At 72.1% G+C, this 17,650-nt stretch carries 15 protein-coding genes; 4 read left to right on the top strand and 11 right to left on the bottom strand.

The annotated features are described in order from the left end of the window. The first annotated feature begins 160 nt into the window (after positions 1–160). Complete coding sequence (locus tag AB0412_RS05890; protein ID WP_366401230.1) at positions 161–586, top strand: VOC family protein; 426 nt, start codon at positions 161–163, stop codon at positions 584–586. A 16-nt stretch (positions 587–602) separates the two neighbouring features. Here the strand turns inward: AB0412_RS05890 and AB0412_RS05885 are convergent, their stop codons facing one another. After that, positions 603–1,085, bottom strand: a complete 483-nt coding sequence (locus AB0412_RS05885) for a GNAT family N-acetyltransferase (RefSeq protein WP_366401229.1) — start codon at positions 1,083–1,085, stop codon at positions 603–605. 51 nt (positions 1,086–1,136) lie between these two features. After that, complete coding sequence (locus tag AB0412_RS05880; RefSeq protein ID WP_366401228.1) at positions 1,137–1,310, bottom strand: hypothetical protein; 174 nt, start codon at positions 1,308–1,310, stop codon at positions 1,137–1,139. Between the two features lie 473 nt (positions 1,311–1,783). Here AB0412_RS05880 and AB0412_RS05875 point away from each other — a divergent pair, with 473 nt between their 5' ends. Then, positions 1,784–2,233 carry a hypothetical protein gene (locus AB0412_RS05875; protein WP_366401227.1) on the top strand — a complete coding sequence of 150 codons (450 nt, stop codon included), beginning with the start codon at positions 1,784–1,786 and terminating at the stop codon, positions 2,231–2,233. 24 nt (positions 2,234–2,257) lie between these two features. Here the strand turns inward: AB0412_RS05875 and AB0412_RS05870 are convergent, their stop codons facing one another. From AB0412_RS05870 to glgA, 5 genes are all read right to left on the bottom strand, one after another. After that, positions 2,258–3,751, bottom strand: a complete 1,494-nt coding sequence (locus AB0412_RS05870; RefSeq protein WP_366401226.1) for an SDR family NAD(P)-dependent oxidoreductase — start codon at positions 3,749–3,751, stop codon at positions 2,258–2,260. 413 nt (positions 3,752–4,164) lie between these two features. Next, positions 4,165–5,595: a wax ester/triacylglycerol synthase family O-acyltransferase gene (locus tag AB0412_RS05865; RefSeq protein ID WP_366401225.1), complete on the bottom strand. Its 1,431-nt coding sequence runs from the start codon at positions 5,593–5,595 to the stop codon at positions 4,165–4,167. Positions 5,596–5,842: 247 nt separating this feature from the next. Continuing rightward, complete coding sequence (locus AB0412_RS05860; RefSeq protein WP_366401224.1) at positions 5,843–8,458, bottom strand: PA14 domain-containing protein; 2,616 nt, start codon at positions 8,456–8,458, stop codon at positions 5,843–5,845. 198 nt (positions 8,459–8,656) lie between these two features. Beyond that, a complete protein-coding gene (gene glgC, locus AB0412_RS05855) occupies positions 8,657–9,877 on the bottom strand; it encodes a glucose-1-phosphate adenylyltransferase (RefSeq protein WP_366401223.1) in 1,221 nt (406 codons plus the stop codon). 51 nt (positions 9,878–9,928) lie between these two features. Beyond that, positions 9,929–11,080 carry a glycogen synthase gene (gene glgA / locus AB0412_RS05850; RefSeq protein ID WP_366401222.1) on the bottom strand — a complete coding sequence of 384 codons (1,152 nt, stop codon included), beginning with the start codon at positions 11,078–11,080 and terminating at the stop codon, positions 9,929–9,931. 272 nt (positions 11,081–11,352) lie between these two features. Between glgA and AB0412_RS05845 the strand changes: the two genes are divergently transcribed. After that, a complete protein-coding gene (locus AB0412_RS05845) occupies positions 11,353–12,438 on the top strand; it encodes a DMT family transporter (protein WP_366401221.1) in 1,086 nt (361 codons plus the stop codon). On the opposite strand, the gene AB0412_RS05840 is transcribed toward AB0412_RS05845, so the two are convergent. Further along, the gene (locus AB0412_RS05840; RefSeq protein ID WP_366401503.1) at positions 12,428–13,693 is read right to left on the bottom strand and encodes a transglycosylase family protein; all 1,266 of its coding nucleotides are present in this window, start codon (positions 13,691–13,693) and stop codon (positions 12,428–12,430) included. The two genes, AB0412_RS05845 and AB0412_RS05840, sit on opposite strands and share 11 nt — an antisense overlap. Before the next feature lie 384 nt (positions 13,694–14,077). Here AB0412_RS05840 and gndA point away from each other — a divergent pair, with 384 nt between their 5' ends. Next, positions 14,078–15,517, top strand: coding sequence for an NADP-dependent phosphogluconate dehydrogenase (gndA, locus tag AB0412_RS05835; RefSeq protein ID WP_366401220.1), 1,440 nt, complete (start codon positions 14,078–14,080; stop codon positions 15,515–15,517). A 464-nt stretch (positions 15,518–15,981) separates the two neighbouring features. Here the strand turns inward: gndA and AB0412_RS05830 are convergent, their stop codons facing one another. From AB0412_RS05830 to panD, 3 genes are read right to left on the bottom strand one after another with little or no spacing between them, the layout of a single operon-like run. Then, complete coding sequence (locus tag AB0412_RS05830) at positions 15,982–16,662, bottom strand: aspartate/glutamate racemase family protein (RefSeq protein ID WP_366401219.1); 681 nt, start codon at positions 16,660–16,662, stop codon at positions 15,982–15,984. 16 nt (positions 16,663–16,678) lie between these two features. Further along, positions 16,679–17,026, bottom strand: coding sequence for a GNAT family N-acetyltransferase (locus tag AB0412_RS05825; protein WP_366401218.1), 348 nt, complete (start codon positions 17,024–17,026; stop codon positions 16,679–16,681). Between the two features lie 33 nt (positions 17,027–17,059). Then, a complete protein-coding gene (panD, locus tag AB0412_RS05820) occupies positions 17,060–17,479 on the bottom strand; it encodes an aspartate 1-decarboxylase (RefSeq protein WP_366401217.1) in 420 nt (139 codons plus the stop codon). Positions 17,480–17,650: the final 171 nt, after the last annotated feature.

Genomic DNA, 17,650 nt, shown 5'->3' with positions numbered 1-17,650 from the left:
TGACTGCCGGGTCGGCCCATGCGGGCCACGCACAGAGAGCGGTCCCGGCCCCGGCGTGAGCCCGAGGCGGGGACGCGCCCCGCCCTTTCCTCTCCGCGTTCCTCACCCCGCCGCCTCGACGCGGCGTTCCCCGACGATCACACCGGAGAAGGACTCAGCCATGCCCGAAGCACAGCACCCGCCCGCCCCCGGACTCCCCACCGCCGTCGCCCACTTGAACCACACCGCCGTCTACGCCCGTGACCGGCGGCGCTCCGCGGCCTTCCTCGCCACGGTCCTGGGGCTGGAGGTCGGCGCCCCGTTCGGGCCGTTCCTGCCCGTGGACCTGGGCAACGGCGTGACCCTCGACTACTACGAGAAGCGCGACGAGCCGATCCAGTCCCAGCACTACGCGTTCCTCGTGCCGGAGGAACAGTTCGACGCGATGATCGCGCGGCTGGAGGCGGCCGGGGTCACCTACTACGCCGATCCGGGTCACACCGAACCGGGCCGGGTCAACGATCTCTTCGGGGGTCGCGGTGCCTACTTCGACGACCCGGACGGCCACAACATGGAGATCATGACCCGGCCCTACGCCCGTCCCTGAGCCGGAACGCCGGCCCTCACAGTGCCCGGTACATGATGTGCAGCCCGACGAGTCCGTGCCGGGGGTGCTCGTACGCCTCGGGCACCGTGCCGAGGATGTCGAAGCCGAGGGACGTCCACAGCTTCACGGCCGGGTTGGTCTCGACGACGGCGTTGAACACCATGCCCCGGTAGCCGGCCGCCCCGGCCTCGGTCAGCAGGTGCTCGGCGAGGGCGCGGCCGTAGCCGCGGCCCGCGTGGGCGGGGTCGACCATGAAACCGGCGTTGGCGATGCGGGCGGCGGGGCCGCCGTAGTTGGGGGTGAGGTAGGCGGAGGCGACGATCGCTCCGGCGTCGTCCTCGACGACGTAGACCTGCTTCGCGGGGCTCATCCACAGGGCCCGGGCATCCTCCTCGGAGGTGCCCGGGTCCCAGGCGTAGGTCTCGCCCGCGGCGACGATGCGGTGCCAGAAGGGCCAGATGCGCGGCCAGTCGTCGGGGGTGGCTTCCCTGATCAGCATGGTCGTGAGTCTGGCACGCCCATCCTGAAGGCGATCGCGAAGGGGGCGTGGTCAGTCGATGCTGGGCAGGATGTGCGGCTCGGCGAGGTCGTCCTCGTAGCCCGCGAGGCGGATGGGGGCCGAGCGGGCCCACACGTCGAGGCTGCCGAGTTCCCCGGGCCGGCGGCCCGCGCGCTCCGGGCGTTCCTTGGGGCGCTGTTCGCGATTCGTCTTCTCCGGTGTCACCGCGCACTCCTTATGTGTCGGTCACCCTCGGGACGTGACTGCGCCGGTCCTGCTGCGCCTGCGCCCGTCCGCTCGGGCCTGAGTCGATAGCCGTTCGGACGCGGTGGCGCCGGTAACTCGAGGGAGAGCAGGCCGTTGTGAACCGGCTTGTCCCATGACGGACCGTGGGTGTGGGTAGAACCCTTTGCTGCTGTCCGTCGGCCTCCAGATTAACCAAATGAGCGGCCCCCCGCTCGATGGGGCTGAAAACGCTGGGTAACAATCGCGCGTCGGACCGCACATGGGCCGCCCCCATATGCTCCTATTTCCTGATTGATGCTTCCATGTCTCGTCACTCGATCGGACGACAGGGGCGTCGACGCTTTCGAGAAGGTCACCTGGTCATGGCGTAGTTCAAGTCCCGTTGGCCGACACGCAAGCTCGTCATGATCTGCTGCCGTAAGGCAACGGCCGTCTCGCGGGAGGACCGGCGCATGGAACTGCGCAGCGTCGAGGAGCTGATGGACCTGTTGTACGCCTGCCGCGGCACCCGGGACGATCCGGGCCCCGGCGCCGCCCCGGTCGACGCGCACGACTATGCCCTGCGGACCGCCGCGCTGCTGCGTCGCGGCCGTCCGGCGGACAAGGAGCTCCAGGTGGCGGGGCTGGTGCGGCCCGTCGGCCGGCTTCTGGGACCGGGTGAGGCCGCGGAGCGCGCCGACCGCGCGGCGGACGCGGTACGGCCGCTGCTCGGCGAGCGCGTCGCCGGCCTGGTGCGCAGGCATCCCCGGCACGAGCTTCCCGACGACGACGATCTGCTCACCCTGCGCACGGCGGAGGAGGAGGCCCGCACCGCCTGCTTCGACGCCGGGGTGCTGGAGGACTGGCGCACCGTGCTGGAGCTGCTGGCGGCCCGCAATTCCCGGCTGGGCGCGGTCGACTGACGGCACGTCAGCCGACCGGGTCCGTCACCACTTGCCGGGCGCGTAGTCCTTCAGGAAGACGCCGTACAGGTCCTCGCCGGCCTCGCCGCGCACGATCGGGTCGTAGACGCGGGCGGCGCCGTCGACCAGGTCGAGGGGGGCGTGGAAGCCCGCCTCGGCGAGGCGCAGCTTGTCGAAGTGGGGGCGCTCGTCGGTGATCCAGCCGGTGTCGACCGAGGTCATCAGGATGCGGTCGGTGTCGAACATCTCCTGCGCGCTGGTCCGCGTCACCATGTTCATGGCCGCCTTGGCCGCGTTGGTGTTGGGGTGGCCCGCGCCCTTGTAACCGCGGGCGAAGACGCCCTCCATCGCGGAGACGTTGACGACGTAGGCACGCCCTGCGGACGCCCTGCGGGCGGCCTCGGCCATCGCCGGGCGCAGCTTGCTGATCAGGATGAACGGCGCCGTGTAGTTGCACAGCTGGGTCTCCAGCAGCTCCACCGGGGAGATCTGCTCGATGGTCTGCACCCAGGTGTTGCTGTCGACCACGTCGGGCACCAGGCCGCCCGCGTCGATGGCGGTGCCGTCGATGTGTCGGGCGACGCTGGCGTTGCCGGCGACCAGGGCGAGGTCGGCCACCTTCTGCGCGTCCAGTCCGCTGACGCCGACGGGCAGTGCGGTCAGCCCGTCGACCGCGCCGGAGTTGAAGGCGCCGATGACGTGGTGGGCGGGCAGCTCACCGGCCGGCAGCGGGGCGCTCTCCCCCTCGACCAGCGCGGCGTACGCGGACGGCAGCCGGCGCACGGTCTGGGTGGCGTTGTTGATCAGGATGTCGAGCGGTCCCTGCTCGGCGACCTGGTCGGCCAGGGCGACGGCCTGCGCCGGGTCGCGCAGGTCGATGCCGACGACCTCGAGGCGGTGGATCCAGTCCGCGGAGTCGTCCATGGCCTTGAAGCGGCGGATGGCGTCCTTGGGGAAGCGGGTCGTGATCGTGGTGTGCGCGCCGTCGCGCAGCAGCCTGAGCGCGATGTACATGCCGATCTTGGCCCGGCCGCCGGTGAGCAGGGCGCGCTTGCCGGTGAGGTCGGTGCGGGCGTCCCGCCGTGCGCGGTTCTCGGCGGCGCACTTCTGGCAGAGCTGGTGGTAGAAGTAGTCGACCTCGACGTAGCGGGTCTTGCAGACGTAGCACGAGCGGGGACGCTGGAGTATCCCCGCGATCTTGCCGGGCTCGACGCGGGAGGACGGCAGGATGCCTTCCGTCTCGTCGTCGATGCGCTCGGCGGAGCCGGTGGCGGTGGCCTCGGTGACCGCCCTGTCGTGGGCGGTCTTGGCGGCCCGGCGCTCCTGACGGCGGCGCTGCTTGACCGTGCGGTAGATGTGCGAGGTGGCCCGGCGGACCTTGACGGCGTCCGGGTGGTCGACATCGAGCTTGTCGAGTTCCTCGAGCACGCTGAGGCAGACGGCGAGCCGCTCCGGGTCGATGCCGGGCCCGTACACCACGTCGTCCGTGGCCCCGGGGCCGTCCTGTGTCACCGTCATCGCCGCTGCCGTCCCGCTCTGCCCTGGCGGCGCTCCGTTCGCGCCCGCTTTCGAACGGGGAAGTGTACGGAGCGCCGGGCCACAGCACCAAACCCGGACCCCGCCTGGCTGCGGACAGCGGGAGCCACGCAGCTCCGGGCATCGGGACAGCTACGCAACGTACCTGCGCCCTGCGGACCGCCGATACCTGCGTCGCCGCGGGCGGCCGGCACCCGCGTGGCTGCGGGCCGCCCGGATACCTGCGCAGCTGCGGGCAGTCGTGCCTCCCCCAGTGCCTTGAGGGGCTGGGAGGTGCCCCCAGGGCGATGGGGGTCCCCCCGCTCGAGCGAAGCCGAGAGTGGGGGAGGGTGGGCGCAGCGGCGCCCCGCCGGCGCGGGCAGGCGGCACCCACCCCCGGCCGGCACAGACGCCGGTCAGCGTGGCTCACACGCGGTGATCAGTGCACCCACTTCCTCAGACACCGCGTCGGCCAGGACACCGAGGTCAGGAACGGCCTCCCCGTCGGCGACCAGCCCGTAGTGCACGCGCCCCCGGTACGTGGAGACCGCGACCGCGAGCGAGTGGCCCGGCGCCAGCGGGGCCAGCGGGAAGACCGCGCCGAGCGCGTTGCCGCCGAGCTTCAGGCCGAAGCCGGGCAGCGGGACGCTGGTGACCAGCACGTCGAACCAGAGCCGGGCGGCCTGTCCCACGATCGGTCCGCCGAGCCGGTGCCCGAGCGGTGGCACATGGTCGGCCAGCAGGGCGACCGCGCCCGCGCCCCGCTCCGGACCGGCGTCCTTGTTGCGGTCCATGGCGGCGCGCACCAGCTTGAGGCGGGCGACCGGGTCGTGCTGGTCGACGGGAAGCCGTATCAGGTAGCCGGAGAGCCGGTTGCCCTGCGGGTGGGCGGTGCGCGGCCGGCGCCGGGAGACGGGGATGAGGGCGCGCGGCGCGACACCCTCGCTGCCGTCGCCGCGTGCGTCGAGCCAGCGGCGCAGGGCGCCCGCGACGACCGCGATCAGCACGTCGTTGACGGTCCCGCCGACGCTCTTGCGGATCCGGTGCACGTCGTCGAGGTCGATCACCACGCCGGCGGTGCGGCGGGTGCCGCTGGGCTCGCAGGCGAGCGCGGGCGAAGTGCGCACGTCGAGGGTGGAGCGGGCGACGGAGGCTCCGATGTCCAGGGCCCGGCCGGCGTCGGACAGGGCGCCGCGGACCAGTTCGGGCACCTTGCGCACGTCCGGCAGCAGCCCGCGCGGGGCGTCGGCGGGGCGCGGCCGGGGCGTGGGCAGGTCCATCGGGTCCATCAGCGCGGCGGCGAGGGTGAGCGCGCGCAGCCCGTCGGCGAGGGCGTGGTGGAACTTGAACAGCACGGCGAAGGAGACGCCGTCCTCGCCCGGCAGGACGTGGGCCTCCCACGGCGGCCGGGTGCGGTCCAGCGGGCGTTCCATGAGCCGGCCCGCCGCCGCGTGGAAGTCGGCGGCCGGGGCGTGCAGCCGGACGTGGTTGAGGGGGTCGAAGCCGGGGTCGGTCTCCCGCGCGGCGCCGCCGAAGGCGAGCGGACGGCGCAGGGTCGCGGTGAGGGGACGGCGCAGCGCCGAGGTGAGCGGCTCGCCGAGGGCGGACCAGGGGCGCCGCAGAGCCGGGAGCGATTCCCGCAGCGACAGCGGCTGCCACACGTCACGGATGCGCATGCGCAGCCCGGGTACGGCGGCGGCGCGGGAGGCGAGCAGATCGGCCGCGTGGGCGCCCGCGGCCGGTGAGTGGGCGGAGAAGACGCCGAGTGCGGCCAGGTGCATGGGATGGTCGGCGGACTCGATGTTCCAGAACGCCAGGTCGAGTGGAGCGAGCAGGTCTGCGTTCAAGGGCTTGCCTCGCATCGACGTCGGGATGGATCAGCAGTCAATCGCCCCCGGCCGATTACGGTCAAGTACGATCTCGCTACGCATAGTTAACAGCACATTACGTCTTCGCCCCCTCCACCGGCGAGGCGGAAGGGGCGGGACGTATGTGCTGGATGTGGTCAGTGGGTCGCGGCCGGGCGCCCTTCCCGGTGACCAACGCCACTCGGACGGGCGCCAGCCGCCAGGGGACCCGTCGTCGCGGGGCTCCTCACCCGGCCGGGCAGCCCGCGGGCCGAGCCTGGGACGCGTCCCGGATCAGCGACTCGTGGGCGGCCTTCACCCGTGCGACGTCCGGCTTCATCACCCGGCGGTCGTAGGTGAGCAGACCGTTGAGCTCGCCCTCCACATCGGTGATCTGGGTGTACACGGCACCGTTGCTGCCCCGGCAGACCAGAGCGCGGACCTCGTCGAGCTTGGCCAGGTAGTCGTCGGTGTAGGTCGCCGGGTCGACGTCCACGTACGACTGCTGCACCGACCAGGCGTGTCCGGGCACCGCGAGGCCGAGGCCGCCGTACTCGCCGCTGACCAGGGCGCGCCGGCCGTCCGGGCGGGGCGGCAGGGCGGGGCTGGGATAGCCGTGCTCGTCCATGATGTCGCCGGCGTTGCCGTCGGCGCCGAGGTTGAGCCCCGACTGGTTGTTGACCAGGCGCGACGGGTCCCAGGCCTTGGCCTGCTCGGCGACCCGGCCGACGTCGTACTGGCCCCAGCCCTCGTTGAAGGTGACCCACATGACGATCGAGGGGCTGCTGATGTGCTCGTCGATCATCTGCTTCATCTCGCGCTCGTAGCGGGCGCGGGCCTCGGCGCTCGGGTTCACTCCGGCGGTCATGGACGGCATGTCCTGCCACACCAGCAGGCCCAGCCGGTCGGCCCAGTAGAACCAGCGGTCCGGCTCGACCTTGATGTGCTTGCGCACGGAGTTGAAGCCGAGCTCCTTGTGCTTGCGCAGGTCGTACGCGAGGGCTTCGTCGGTGGGTGCGGTGTGCAGGCCGTCGGGCCAGAAGCCCTGGTCGAGGGTGGCCATGAGGAAGACGGGTTCGCCGTTGAGGACCGTGCGCGGTACGCCGTCGATCTGTTCGACGGCGACGGAGCGCATCCCGAAGTAGCTGCCGACACGGTCGGCGCCGGCGGTCACCTTCAGCCGGTACAGGAACGGATCGTCCGGCGACCACAGGCGGGGGTCGGCGATACGGAGGGTCAGCGGCTCACCGGTCCGGCCGGAGGCCGTGGCGACCTCGCGGTCTCCCGCGTACGCGGTCGCCGTGATCGGCAGGCCGTCGCGGACGCCCTTCGCCTCCACGGTGAGCCGCTCGCCGGGCACGTCCGGGATCAGCTCGAGCGAGTCGATGTGGTCGCGGGCGACGGGCTCCATCCAGACCGTCTGCCAGATGCCGGAGCTGGGCGTGTACCAGATGCCGCTCGGGTCGAGGCGCTGCTTGCCGATCGGCGGGTTCTCGCCGTTCGCCGCGTCGGTGGGGTCGTAGACGCCGACGATCAGTTCCTGGGTGCGGCCGGGCCTCAGCGCGTCGGTGATGTCGGCGCTGAACTTGTCGTAGCCGCCCTCGTGCGCGGCGACCTTCGTGCCGTTGACGTACACATCGGCCCGCCAGTCCACGGCACCGAAGTTCAGCCGCAGCCGCTTACCCGAGCCGATGTGCCAGTCACGCGGGACGGTGAAGGTGCGGCGGTACCACATGCGGTCCTCGTGCCGCTGGATGCCGGAGAGCTGGGACTCCACCGGGTACGGCACGAGGATGCGCTCCTTCAGCGACTTTCCGACGGGCGGCTGCTCGCCCTCCTCGGCTGCGGCGAACTCCCAGCGGCCGTTGAGGTTCCGCCACGCGTCGCGGGTGAGCTGGGGGCGCGGGTACTCGGGGAGCGCGTTGTCCGGGCCCACCTCGTCCGCCCACTTGGTGCGCAGTTCGTAGGTGGAGCGGTTGGGGCCGCTGCTGAGGAAGGCGTCCACCGGGTCGCCGCCGGCGGCGGTCAGGCCGCCCTCGCCGTCGTAGCGGATGTCGACGGTCCCGCGGGCGGTGCCCGTCCTGTTGCCGACGACGGGCTCGGCGAGCGTGACGAGCAGGGCCCTGGGGTCGGCGGGGTCCGGCTTCGCGGACTTCAGCGGCCACTCGGCGCCGCCGATCACCGCGCGCAGGTGCTCGGTGAAACCGGCCGGCGGAGCGGCGAGGGCCTGGGGGAAGTCGAGCTTGAGGGTGCGGCCGGAGGCGAGGACGGTGGCGGCGAGGGCGCCGTCGTAGTCGAAGCCGTCGGGGAGGCGGAACGCCGACTGGGGCACCGGTTCCTTGGCGCCGCCGGGCTCGGTCCAGCGCAGGTGGAGGTTGGAGCCGCCGTAGTGCTCGAAGTACTCGACCTTGATGTCGTGGGCGCGGCCCGCGGTCAGTTCGATCGGGTCGGCGGTCTGTTCGCGGTCCCAGTCGTCGACCCAGTGGTCGATGGCGAGCCGGCCGTCGATCCACAGGCGGAAGCCGTTGTCGCCGATGATCGAGAAGGTGTGGGGGCCGGTCCTCTCCGGCACGATCTTGCCGGTCCAGCGGACGCTGACGTCGTCCGAGCGGCCGGTGGTGAAGTTCAGGCGGGGTTCGAGGTTGTCGAAGTCGAGGTGCGGGTCGAAGGCGGTGGCCTTGAGCTCGTGGAAGTCGAAGGCTCCGGGGGCGGACTGGGTGTAGTACTCCCCCTTCAGGCCGTGGATGTCCGCCGGGTCGTCCTCCGCCGCTGTGGCGGCCGGGCCGGTCGCGGTGAGTCCCGCGACTCCGAGGGCGGCGGCGAGGAGAAGCGCGAAACGGTCTCTGAGTCGTCTGGTGCGCACATGTCCTCCGTGGGTGAGGAAGTGACGGCTCTCGCTGCTGACGTTCGTTCCGTGTTCTGTTCTGTGCGGTGCACATGCTCGTACAACGTTGTCATGCACAACACTTGGCATAACAGCACGGATTCCGTCGCCCGTCCAGGGACATGACAAAGGCCCCGGTGGTCCCAACGACCGCCCGGGGCCCCGCACTTGGTGCCGCTACGGCACCCGCTGCCCCTTCCCGAGGGCGATCACACCGCCCTTGGACACCGTGTACAGCTCCGCGTCCCGTTCGGGATTGACGCCGATCGTCGCGCCCGGCGGCACCTCGACGTTCTTGTCCAGGACGGCGCCGCGCACCACCGCGCCCCGCCCGATGTGCACGTTGTCGTGCAGCACCGAGCCCTGCACGACGGCCCCCGGGTCGACCACCACCCCCGGCGAGAGCACCGACCGGGTGACCTGGCCGCGGATCAGGCAGCCGGCACTGATGATCGACTCGCTGGCGATGCCACCCGCGTTGAAACGGGCCGGCGAGAGCTGCCCGGAGTGGGTGTAGATGGGCCACTGGCGGTTGTAGAGGTTGAACGCGGGGCGCTCGGCGATCAGGTCCATGTGCGCCTCGTAGTACGCGTCCAGGGTGCCCACGTCCCGCCAGTAGCCCTGGTCGCGGCTGGTCTCGCCGGGAACGTGATTGGCGCTGAAGTCGTACAGCGCCGCCTCGCCGCGGTCGGTGAGCTGGGGCAGGATCGAACCGCCCATGTCGTGCACCGAGTTCTCGTCCTCGGCGTCCCGCTGGAGCGCCTCGATCAGCGCCTTCGTCGTGAAGAGGTAGTTGCCCATGGAGGCGAACACGCACTCCGGGTCGTCGGCGAGGCCGGGCGGGTCGGCGGGCTTCTCCAGGAACCGCTCCACCGTCTGCCCGTCCGAGCCCGGGGTGATCACACCGAACGCGGAGGACTCCGAGCGCGGCACCCGGATCCCGGCCACCGTGACTCCGGCGCCGCTCTCGATGTGCTGGGCGAGCATCTGGCGCGGGTCCATGCGGTAGACGTGGTCGGCGCCGAACACGGCCACGTACTCCGGCTGTTCGTCGTAGATCAGGTTGAGCGACTGCAGGATGGCGTCGGCGCTGCCCAGGTACCAGCGCGGGCCGAGGCGCTGCTGGGCGGGGACCGGGGTGACGTAGTTGCCGAGCAGGCTGGACATGCGCCAGGTGGTGGTGATGTGCCGGTCCAGCGAGTGCGACTTGTACTGGGTGAGCACGCAGATGCGCAGGATGTCGCCGTTGACGAGGTTGGACAGGACGAAGTCCACCAGGCGGTAGGTGCCGCCGAAGGTGACCGCAGGTTTGGCACGGTCCGCCGTGAGGGGCATCAGGCGCTTGCCCTCGCCGCCCGCCAGCACGATTCCCAGGACCGAAGGACCACCACGACGCATGGCCGCTCCCCTCACGCCGAGTTTTCCCATCCCTGCCCCGGGCAGGGCCGACTAAGCCTGTTTGAGGATCTCCTCGTAGAGCCGGACGGTACGGCGGGCCACCGCGTCCCAGCCGAACTCGCCCACCGCGCGCTCCCGCCCTGCCTCACCCATCCGCCGGGCGGCGTCCGGGTCGCCGAGGACCGAGTCGAGCGCCCGTGCCAGACCCGCCTCGAAGTCGTCGTCCGCCCCCACCAGTACCCCGGTCTCCCCGTCCGTCACGACCTCGGGGATGCCGCCCACCCGGGAGGCGACCACGGGCGTGCCGCAGGCCATCGCCTCCAGGTTGACGATGCCGAGCGGCTCGTACACGGAGGGGCACACGAAGACGGCGGCATGGGTGAGCAGCTGGATCACCTCGGGCCGGGGCAGCATCTGCGGGATCCAGTGCACGCCCTCCCGCACCCGGCTCAGCTCCTCGTACAACTCGCGGAACTCGCGGTCGATCTCGGGAGTGTCCGGCGCGCCCGCGCACAGGACGACCTGCGCGGCCGGGTCGATGCCGCGCACCGCGCGCAGCAGATGCGGCACGCCCTTCTGGCGGGTGATCCGGCCGACGAACAACACGTACGGGCGGGAGCGGTCCAGGCCGATCCGGTCCAGGGCCTCGGTGCCGGGGTCGGGGCGGTACAGGCTCGTGTCGATGCCGTTGTGCACGATGTGCACGCGAGCGGGGTCCAGGGCGGGGTAGCAGTCGAGGATGTCCTGACGCATGGCCCCGGAGACGGCGATCACCGCGTCGGCGGCCTCCACGGCGGTGCGTTCGGCCCAGCCGGACAGGGCGTAGCCGCCGCCGAGCTGCTCGGCCTTCCAGGGGCGCAGCGGCTCCAGGGAGTGGGCGGTCACCACGTGCGGGACGCCGTACAGCATCTTGGCGAGATGGCCGCCGAGGTTGGCGTACCAGGTGTGGGAGTGGACGAGGTCACGGTCCTGGAGGGCGGCGGCCATGGCGAGGTCCACCGAGAAGGTGCGCAGCGCGTCGTTGGCCCCGTCGAGCGCGGACCACGGGCGGTGGCGCAGCACGCCGTCGGTCCGGCCCTCGCCCCAGCAGTGCACCTCGAGGTCCACCAGGGGCCGCAGCTCCCGGGCGAGGAACTCGACATGGACTCCCGCGCCGCCGTACACGTCCGGGGGGTACTCCCGGGTCAGCAGTCCCACTCGCACCCGCGAACCCCCTGTCTGAGCGGACGTTCCCTTCATGGTCACTCACACGGGGCGCCTGGGGAAGCCCCTAGGGGGTCCTCTCAGGGTCCCTGCGTCCGCGGGTACCCACCCTGGGGATGACCGGGGCGTCGCCGTACTCCATCGGCAGTAGGACTCATTGAGTGCTCAGGGACGACGACGGGAACAAGCTGAGACGGCATCGTGTTGGTTATGGAAGCCGACCCTTCGCCGCGCCGGGCAGAGCGCCCCGGCCACTCGCAGAGGAGCAGCCGATGAGCGCCCTCGCGTTGTCCGTGCTGCTGTCGTTCGTGTCCGCTGTCGCCTACGCCGGCGGAGCGATCGTGCAGGAGCGGGTCGCGGTGTCCTCGCCCGGCGAGCAGTACGCACCACTGCGCCGGCCGGCCTGGTGGGCGGCGGTCGCGCTCAACGGCCTCGGCGGACTGCTGCACGTCGTGGCGCTCGCCTACGGTCCCCTCAGCATCGTCCAGCCGCTGGGCGCGCTGACCATCGTCTTCGCGCTGCCCATGGCGGCCCTGTTCGTCGGCCGCAAGGCGGGGGCGACCGCGTGGCGCGGCGCCATCATGGCGACGGTGGGCCTCGCCGGTCTGCTCTCCCTGGTCGGCGCCTCCTCCGCGCAGTCGCTGGACACCACCCAGCGGGTCACGGCGGCACTGACCACGGCCGGTGCGGTCACGGCCCTCATGATCGCCGCGCGGGCCGTACACCGGCATCCGGCGGTGCGCAGCATCCTCCTGGCCGTCGCCTCCGGTGTCGCCTTCGGTATGTCCTCCGTCTTCACCAAGACCGTCGCGGTCGACTGGACCGACGGGGTCTCGGCGGGCGACCTGCCCTCCCTGGCGGTGATAGGGGTGCTGGCCACGGCCGGTCTGCTGCTGTCCCAGGCGTCCTACCGGGGCGCCGGTCTCGCCGCTCCGCTGGCCACCTTGACGGTGGTGAACCCGGTGGTGGCGGCGGCGGTCGGCATCACGATGTTCGGCGAGACCTTCCGCTACGGCACCACGGGCACGGCGCTCGCGCTGAGCTGCGGTGTGGTGGCGGCCGGCGGTCTGATCCTGCTGACGACCGAGCGGCTGGCGCGCGAGCAGCAGGAGGCCGCGGTGGCCGCGGCCGAGCGGCCCGCCGAGCCGGTCGGCGACCCCGCGGAGCGGCTGCTGGCGGAGCTCGAGGTGCCCGAGGACGTGCGCATGACGGCCCCGGTCCCGGTGCCCGCACCGGCCGCCGCCGCGGCGGTGGAGGCGGAGCCCGCCTACCCCCTGGTGTCGTACGCGCCGTTCTACGGCGGCCCGTACGTCCCGGTGCCCGCGGCCGACCGGCACCGCATGCGCGTCAAATCCTGACGCCGCCCGCCCTCAGGTAGGCGACCGGGTCGATGTCCGAGCCGAATCCGGGCCCCGTCCGCACTTCGAAGTGCAGATGCGGGCCCGAACTGTTGCCCGTGGACCCGGAGCGGCCGATGCGCTGTCCCGCGCCGACCGACTGGCCGCTCTTCACGGAGATCGCCGAGAGGTGGGCGTACTGGCTGTAACGGCCGTCGGCGTGCCGGATCACCACCTGGTAGCCGAAGGAGCCCTCCCAGCCCGCGCTGACGACGCTGCCCGCCGCGACCGACTTCACGGAGGTACCGGTGGGCACGGGGAAGTCGATGCCGGTGTGATAGCCCTTCGACCAGGCGGAACCGGCCTTGTGGTACGGCGTGCCGAGGGGGGCGCTGACCGGGGCGACGAGGGAGCCGGCGGCGGTGCCGGTGCCGCGGTCGGCGCGGTCCTCCGTGCGCTGCGGCGAGGTCTTCTTCTCGGCCTTCCTCTCCGGCTTTCTCTCAGGCTTCCTCTCGGCCTTCTTCGACGACTCCGGCTTCTTGGCCGACTGAGCGGGCTCGGCCGGCCGCTCGGGCGCCGGACGCGTGGGCGTGGCCGTCCCGCCGGGCAGGGCGAGCCGCTGGCCGGGGAGGATTAGGTCGGGGTCGGCGCCGATGGCCGAGCGGTTGGCCTCGTACAGACCTCGCCAGCCGCCCCGTACCCCCTCGTCGGTGGCGATGCCGGAGAGCGTGTCGCCGGTGACGACGGTGTACATCTCGGTGCGGCCGGCGCGGGACTGCGGCGTCTTCTGCGGCTTCACGTCCTCGACGGAGGTCCGGGCGCTCTTCTTCCGGTCGGTCCGCTCGTTCCGGTCGCTCTTGCCGTCGCCGCCCTTGACACGGATGTCGGGCGTGTCACCGCCGCGGGTGAGACCGGCCCGTACCGAGCAGACCGGCCAGGCGCCGGGGCCCTGACCGTCGAGGACCTTCTCGGCGACGGCGATCTGCTCGTCCTTGGTGGCGAGGTCGGCGCGCGGTGCGTAGCGCGTGCCGCCGAACGCCTCCCACGTGGACTGGGTGAACTGCAGCCCGCCGTAGAAGCCGTTGCCGGTGTTGATGTCCCAGTCGTTGCTGGACTCGCACGCGGCCACCTTGTCCCAGGTCTCCACGTCGGCAGCCTGGGCGGTGCCGGTCCCCATCAGCGGCAGTGCCATCCCGGCACCGCCCGCGGTGACGGTGAGCGAGGCGCGGTTGATCCTCTTCGGCTGATACCGGCGGTGCCGGCCGCGCACGGCCATGGTTCCCCCCATCGACAATGCGTCAGGAGGGGCAAAAGTAAGCGCTGCGAACCGGCCGCCACAAGACGACTGTCGGCCGCCCGGACGCGCCAAGTGGCCGGGATTTTTCGCCCGTTGCGCCCGCCTGCCGCCGCCGCGCGCCGCCTGCGCGGGCGGGTGCGACGGGACCCCGGGCGTACGCAGGCGTGCGCCCGCTGAGTGCACGGGCCCTGTCGCCCGTACGTACCTGCGCAAGCGCACCCGCGGAAGTCGCACGGCCCTGCCCGCACCATGTCCCCCGACCCGCGCGTGCGCACGCAAGCACGGCACGTCAGGATGGTCGACGGCAGGACTGGCGGGCACCGACCGGCAGCACCGATACCGAGGGCACTAGGAGCCAACCCTATGAGCAGTTCAGCGCAGATCGGCGTCACGGGTCTCGCGGTCATGGGCCGCAACCTCGCGCGCAATTTCGCCCGCAACGGCTACACGGTCGCGGTGCACAACCGGACGGCGGCCCGGACGCATGCGCTGGTGGAGGAGTTCGGCCACGAGGGCGAGTTCGTGGCGGCCGAGACGGCCAAGGAGTTCGTGGCGGCGCTGGAACGCCCGCGACGACTGGTGATCATGGTGAAGGCCGGTGAGCCGACGGACGCGGTGATCGAGGAGTTCGCCCCGCTCCTGGAGCCCGGCGACATGATCATCGACGGCGGCAACGCGCACTTCGCGGACACCCGGCGCCGTGAGCGGGAGCTGCGCGAGCAGGGCATCCACTTCGTCGGTACGGGCATCTCCGGCGGTGAGGAGGGCGCGCTCAACGGCCCGAGCATCATGCCGGGCGGCTCGAAGGAGTCCTACGACTCCCTCGGCCCGATGCTGGAGAAGATCTCCGCCAAGGCGGCCGACGGGGCGCCCTGTGTCACGCACGTGGGTCCGGACGGTGCCGGGCACTTCGTGAAGATGGTGCACAACGGCATCGAGTACGCCGACATGCAGCTGATCGGTGAGGCGTACCAGCTGCTGCGTGACGTCGCCGGGTACTCCCCCGCGCAGATCGCGGAGATCTTCCGGACCTGGAACACGGGCCGTCTCGACTCGTACCTGATCGAGATCACCGCCGAGGTGCTGTCGCACGTGGACGCGGCGACGGGCAAGCCGTTCGTGGACGTGGTGGTGGACCAGGCGGAGCAGAAGGGCACCGGCCGCTGGACGGTGCAGATCGCCCTGGACCTCGGTGTGCCGGTGTCTGGAATCGCTGAGGCGGTCTTCGCCCGCTCGCTGTCGGGCCACGCGGCGCTGCGCGAGGCCTCGCGGGATCTGGCGGGCCCGAAGGCGAAGCCGCTCGGCGAGTCGGAGGCGGCCGCGTTCGCGGACCGGGTGGAGCAGGCGCTGTACGCGTCGAAGATCGTGTCGTACACGCAGGGCTTCCACGAGATCGCCGCCGGCAGTGAGGAGTACGGCTGGGACATCGACCTCGGCGCGGTGGCCTCGATCTGGCGCGGCGGCTGCATCATCCGCGCGGCCTTCCTGGACCGGATCCGCGCCGCGTACGACGCCCGGCCGGACCTGCCGAGCCTGCTCTCCGACGAGACGTTCGCGCGGGAGATCGCCGAGGCGCAGGACGACTGGCGCGAGGTGCTGATCGCCGCGACGCGCCAGGGTGTGCCGACGCCCGGTTTCGCCGCGGCGCTCGCCTACTACGACGCGTTGCGTGCGGAGCGGTTGCCTGCGGCGCTCACGCAGGGGCAGCGGGACTACTTCGGGGCGCACACGTATCGGCGTACGGACCAGGAGGGGTCGTTCCACACGCTGTGGGGTGGGGATCGGTCGGAGGTCTCGGCGTAACGGTTGTGCCTCACGGGCGGTGGATCGTGGCTTGATCCACCGCCTCTCGCCGTGGTGGGTGATGGTGCGTCGGCGGGTGCGGGTCCGCTGGGGCTGGTCGCGCAGTTCCCCGCGCCCCTCGAGGGTGTTGTGGCGGGCCGGGGAGCTCAGGTGAGCGGGGGGCCCGGCTCCGGGTTCGGTACGGGCTCGGGGCCCGGGGGGATCGGTGACGGCGGGGGCTCGGGCGGTCCCGGGTGGGGCGGCGGAGGCCCCGGTGGGGGCGGGGTGGGGGCCGGGCCCGGGTCCGGGCCGGGGGGCGGCTCCGGGGGCGGGACCGGGTGGGGCTGGGGGTGCGAGGGGTCGGGGCCCGGGGTGGGTCCCGGAGGAACGGGGTCCGGGTACGGGTCGGTCATGACGGATGTCCTCCGGCCAGTCGCTCGACATCGGCTCTGGACTCATCCCCCGCTTACCCGACGCCCGCGTCCTCAGTCACTCCCCCGCGTGACGGGGAGGGGTCCGGGTGGCGCTACGCCGCTGCACACCGCCGACACTCCCGCCGCGAGACCCTGGCGCGGGCTGGACAGTATCCGGATCCCGGTCGTGGTGAGGTGCTCGGCGGGGGCCATGGATGCCTGGGCGAGGACGATCACGTCGGCTCCGGTGACGGCGTCGGCCGCGTCCGCGATCCGGCGGACGTACCCGGCGTTGTCGCCCACCGCGAAGAGGTCCCAGGCCTCGTCGACCAGCAGCGTGCGCACCTCGGCTGGGCGTCCGGCGCGGCCGGCCTCCTCGTCGATCAGCGCGGCCGTCGGCCGGAGGGTGCTCTCCAGTGCGGCGAGGACGACGATCCGCCGCCCGGTGCCGACGGCCACAGCGGCCATCGGCCGGTCGACGCGCAGCACGGGCACGTCCATGCCGGCGCTCGCGGCCTCGGCGACGCCGCCGATGGTGGAGCAGGTGCACAGCACCGCTCGGGCGCCGGAGCCGACGGCGTCCCGCACCCGCGCGCGCACGTCACCGGCGACCGAGTCGGGGCCGTCGAGCCGGGCCCGCCGCAGCAGCTCCTCGTCGATCACGTGCCGCAGTTCAAGGCCGGGGTGCGCCTCGTCACGCAGGGCGTCGAAGACGGGGACGTGGACGGGTGAGGTGTGCAGGAGGGCGAGCACGGGGCGGGCCGGCTCGTCAGAAGCCCTCGGGGTGGGCCGTCAGCCAGTCCTTCGCCGCCCGCATCAGTTCCGGCGTCGCCGCCGGGGCCTCGTCGGGGTGGCGGGCGGCCCACTTGGTGACGTACGGGCAGAGCGGGGCGACGGCGCTGTCCTCGCGGGCGGCGATGGCGTAGAACTCGCGGGCCAGCGAGCCCGCGATGCCCTGCCCCTCGTGTGCGGGCTCGACGACGGTGTGGACCGGCACGAGCGCGCGCTCGGGGGCGTCGAGGGTGAAGTACTGGATGTGGCCGACGACTTCACCGCCCGCCACGACCGCTTCCAGCCGGCCCGCCGCACGGTCGTCGCGGATCTCGATGTCGCTCATGGGCGCGTCACGCTCCTGCCTGGTCCGCCCCGGTCAGGCGGTCACGGCCTGGGGGCTGCGCTGCTGGTCCGAACCGGGCACCGGCTCGGACGGGTCCGCCCCGAGCGCCACGATCCGGTTGTCGCCGTCCACGTGCACGACCCGGGGTTCCATCGCCCGCGCCTCGGCGTCGGTGACCTGAGCGTAGCTGATGATGATCACCAGATCACCGGGGTGGACGAGATGGGCGGCGGCACCGTTGATCCCGATGACCCCGGAACCCCGCTCGCCCTCGATGACGTACGTCTCCAGCCGGGCGCCGTTGGTGATGTCCACGATGTGCACGAGCTCGCCCGGCAGCAGATCGGCGGCGTCGAGCAGATCGGCGTCGATCGTCACGGATCCCACGTAGTGCAGGTCGGCCTGGGTGACGGTGGCGCGGTGGATCTTGGACTTGAACATGGTACGAAACACGGACAAACTCCCGATCTTGTCTGCTCCCTGCCCACTTTGTGCAGGTCAAGGGCTGTCTCCGGAGACTACAACCACTCCCGTCTCCGGTCAGCTGTCCCCCGGTGTTTCAGGGCTCACACTGACGATTGCTGACTTTCCCAGCGCACCAACAGATCGACATGGCCCAGCGGC

This window comes from Streptomyces sp. NPDC052012 (assembly GCF_040689265.1).
Classification (GTDB): Bacteria; Actinomycetota; Actinomycetes; order Streptomycetales; family Streptomycetaceae; genus Streptomyces.
Note: the sequence above shows the minus strand (reverse complement) of the source record. Positions and strands in the feature narration are given on the sequence as shown.

What these genes read in the sequence shown, in the direction of transcription:
- AB0412_RS05870 (WP_366401226.1), bottom strand. Translation starts at nt 3,751, where the DNA reads ATGACGGTGACACAGGACGGCCCCGGGGCCACGGACGACGTGGTGTAC.
- glgC (WP_366401223.1), bottom strand. Translation starts at nt 9,877, where the DNA reads ATGCGTCGTGGTGGTCCTTCGGTCCTGGGAATCGTGCTGGCGGGCGGC.
- AB0412_RS05885 (WP_366401229.1), bottom strand. Translation starts at nt 1,085, where the DNA reads ATGCTGATCAGGGAAGCCACCCCCGACGACTGGCCGCGCATCTGGCCC.
- AB0412_RS05845 (WP_366401221.1), top strand. Translation starts at nt 11,353, where the DNA reads ATGAGCGCCCTCGCGTTGTCCGTGCTGCTGTCGTTCGTGTCCGCTGTC.
- AB0412_RS05825 (WP_366401218.1), bottom strand. Translation starts at nt 17,026, where the DNA reads ATGAGCGACATCGAGATCCGCGACGACCGTGCGGCGGGCCGGCTGGAA.
- gndA (WP_366401220.1), top strand. Translation starts at nt 14,078, where the DNA reads ATGAGCAGTTCAGCGCAGATCGGCGTCACGGGTCTCGCGGTCATGGGC.
- AB0412_RS05875 (WP_366401227.1), top strand. Translation starts at nt 1,784, where the DNA reads ATGGAACTGCGCAGCGTCGAGGAGCTGATGGACCTGTTGTACGCCTGC.
- AB0412_RS05840 (WP_366401503.1), bottom strand. Translation starts at nt 13,693, where the DNA reads ATGGCCGTGCGCGGCCGGCACCGCCGGTATCAGCCGAAGAGGATCAAC.
- AB0412_RS05890 (WP_366401230.1), top strand. Translation starts at nt 161, where the DNA reads ATGCCCGAAGCACAGCACCCGCCCGCCCCCGGACTCCCCACCGCCGTC.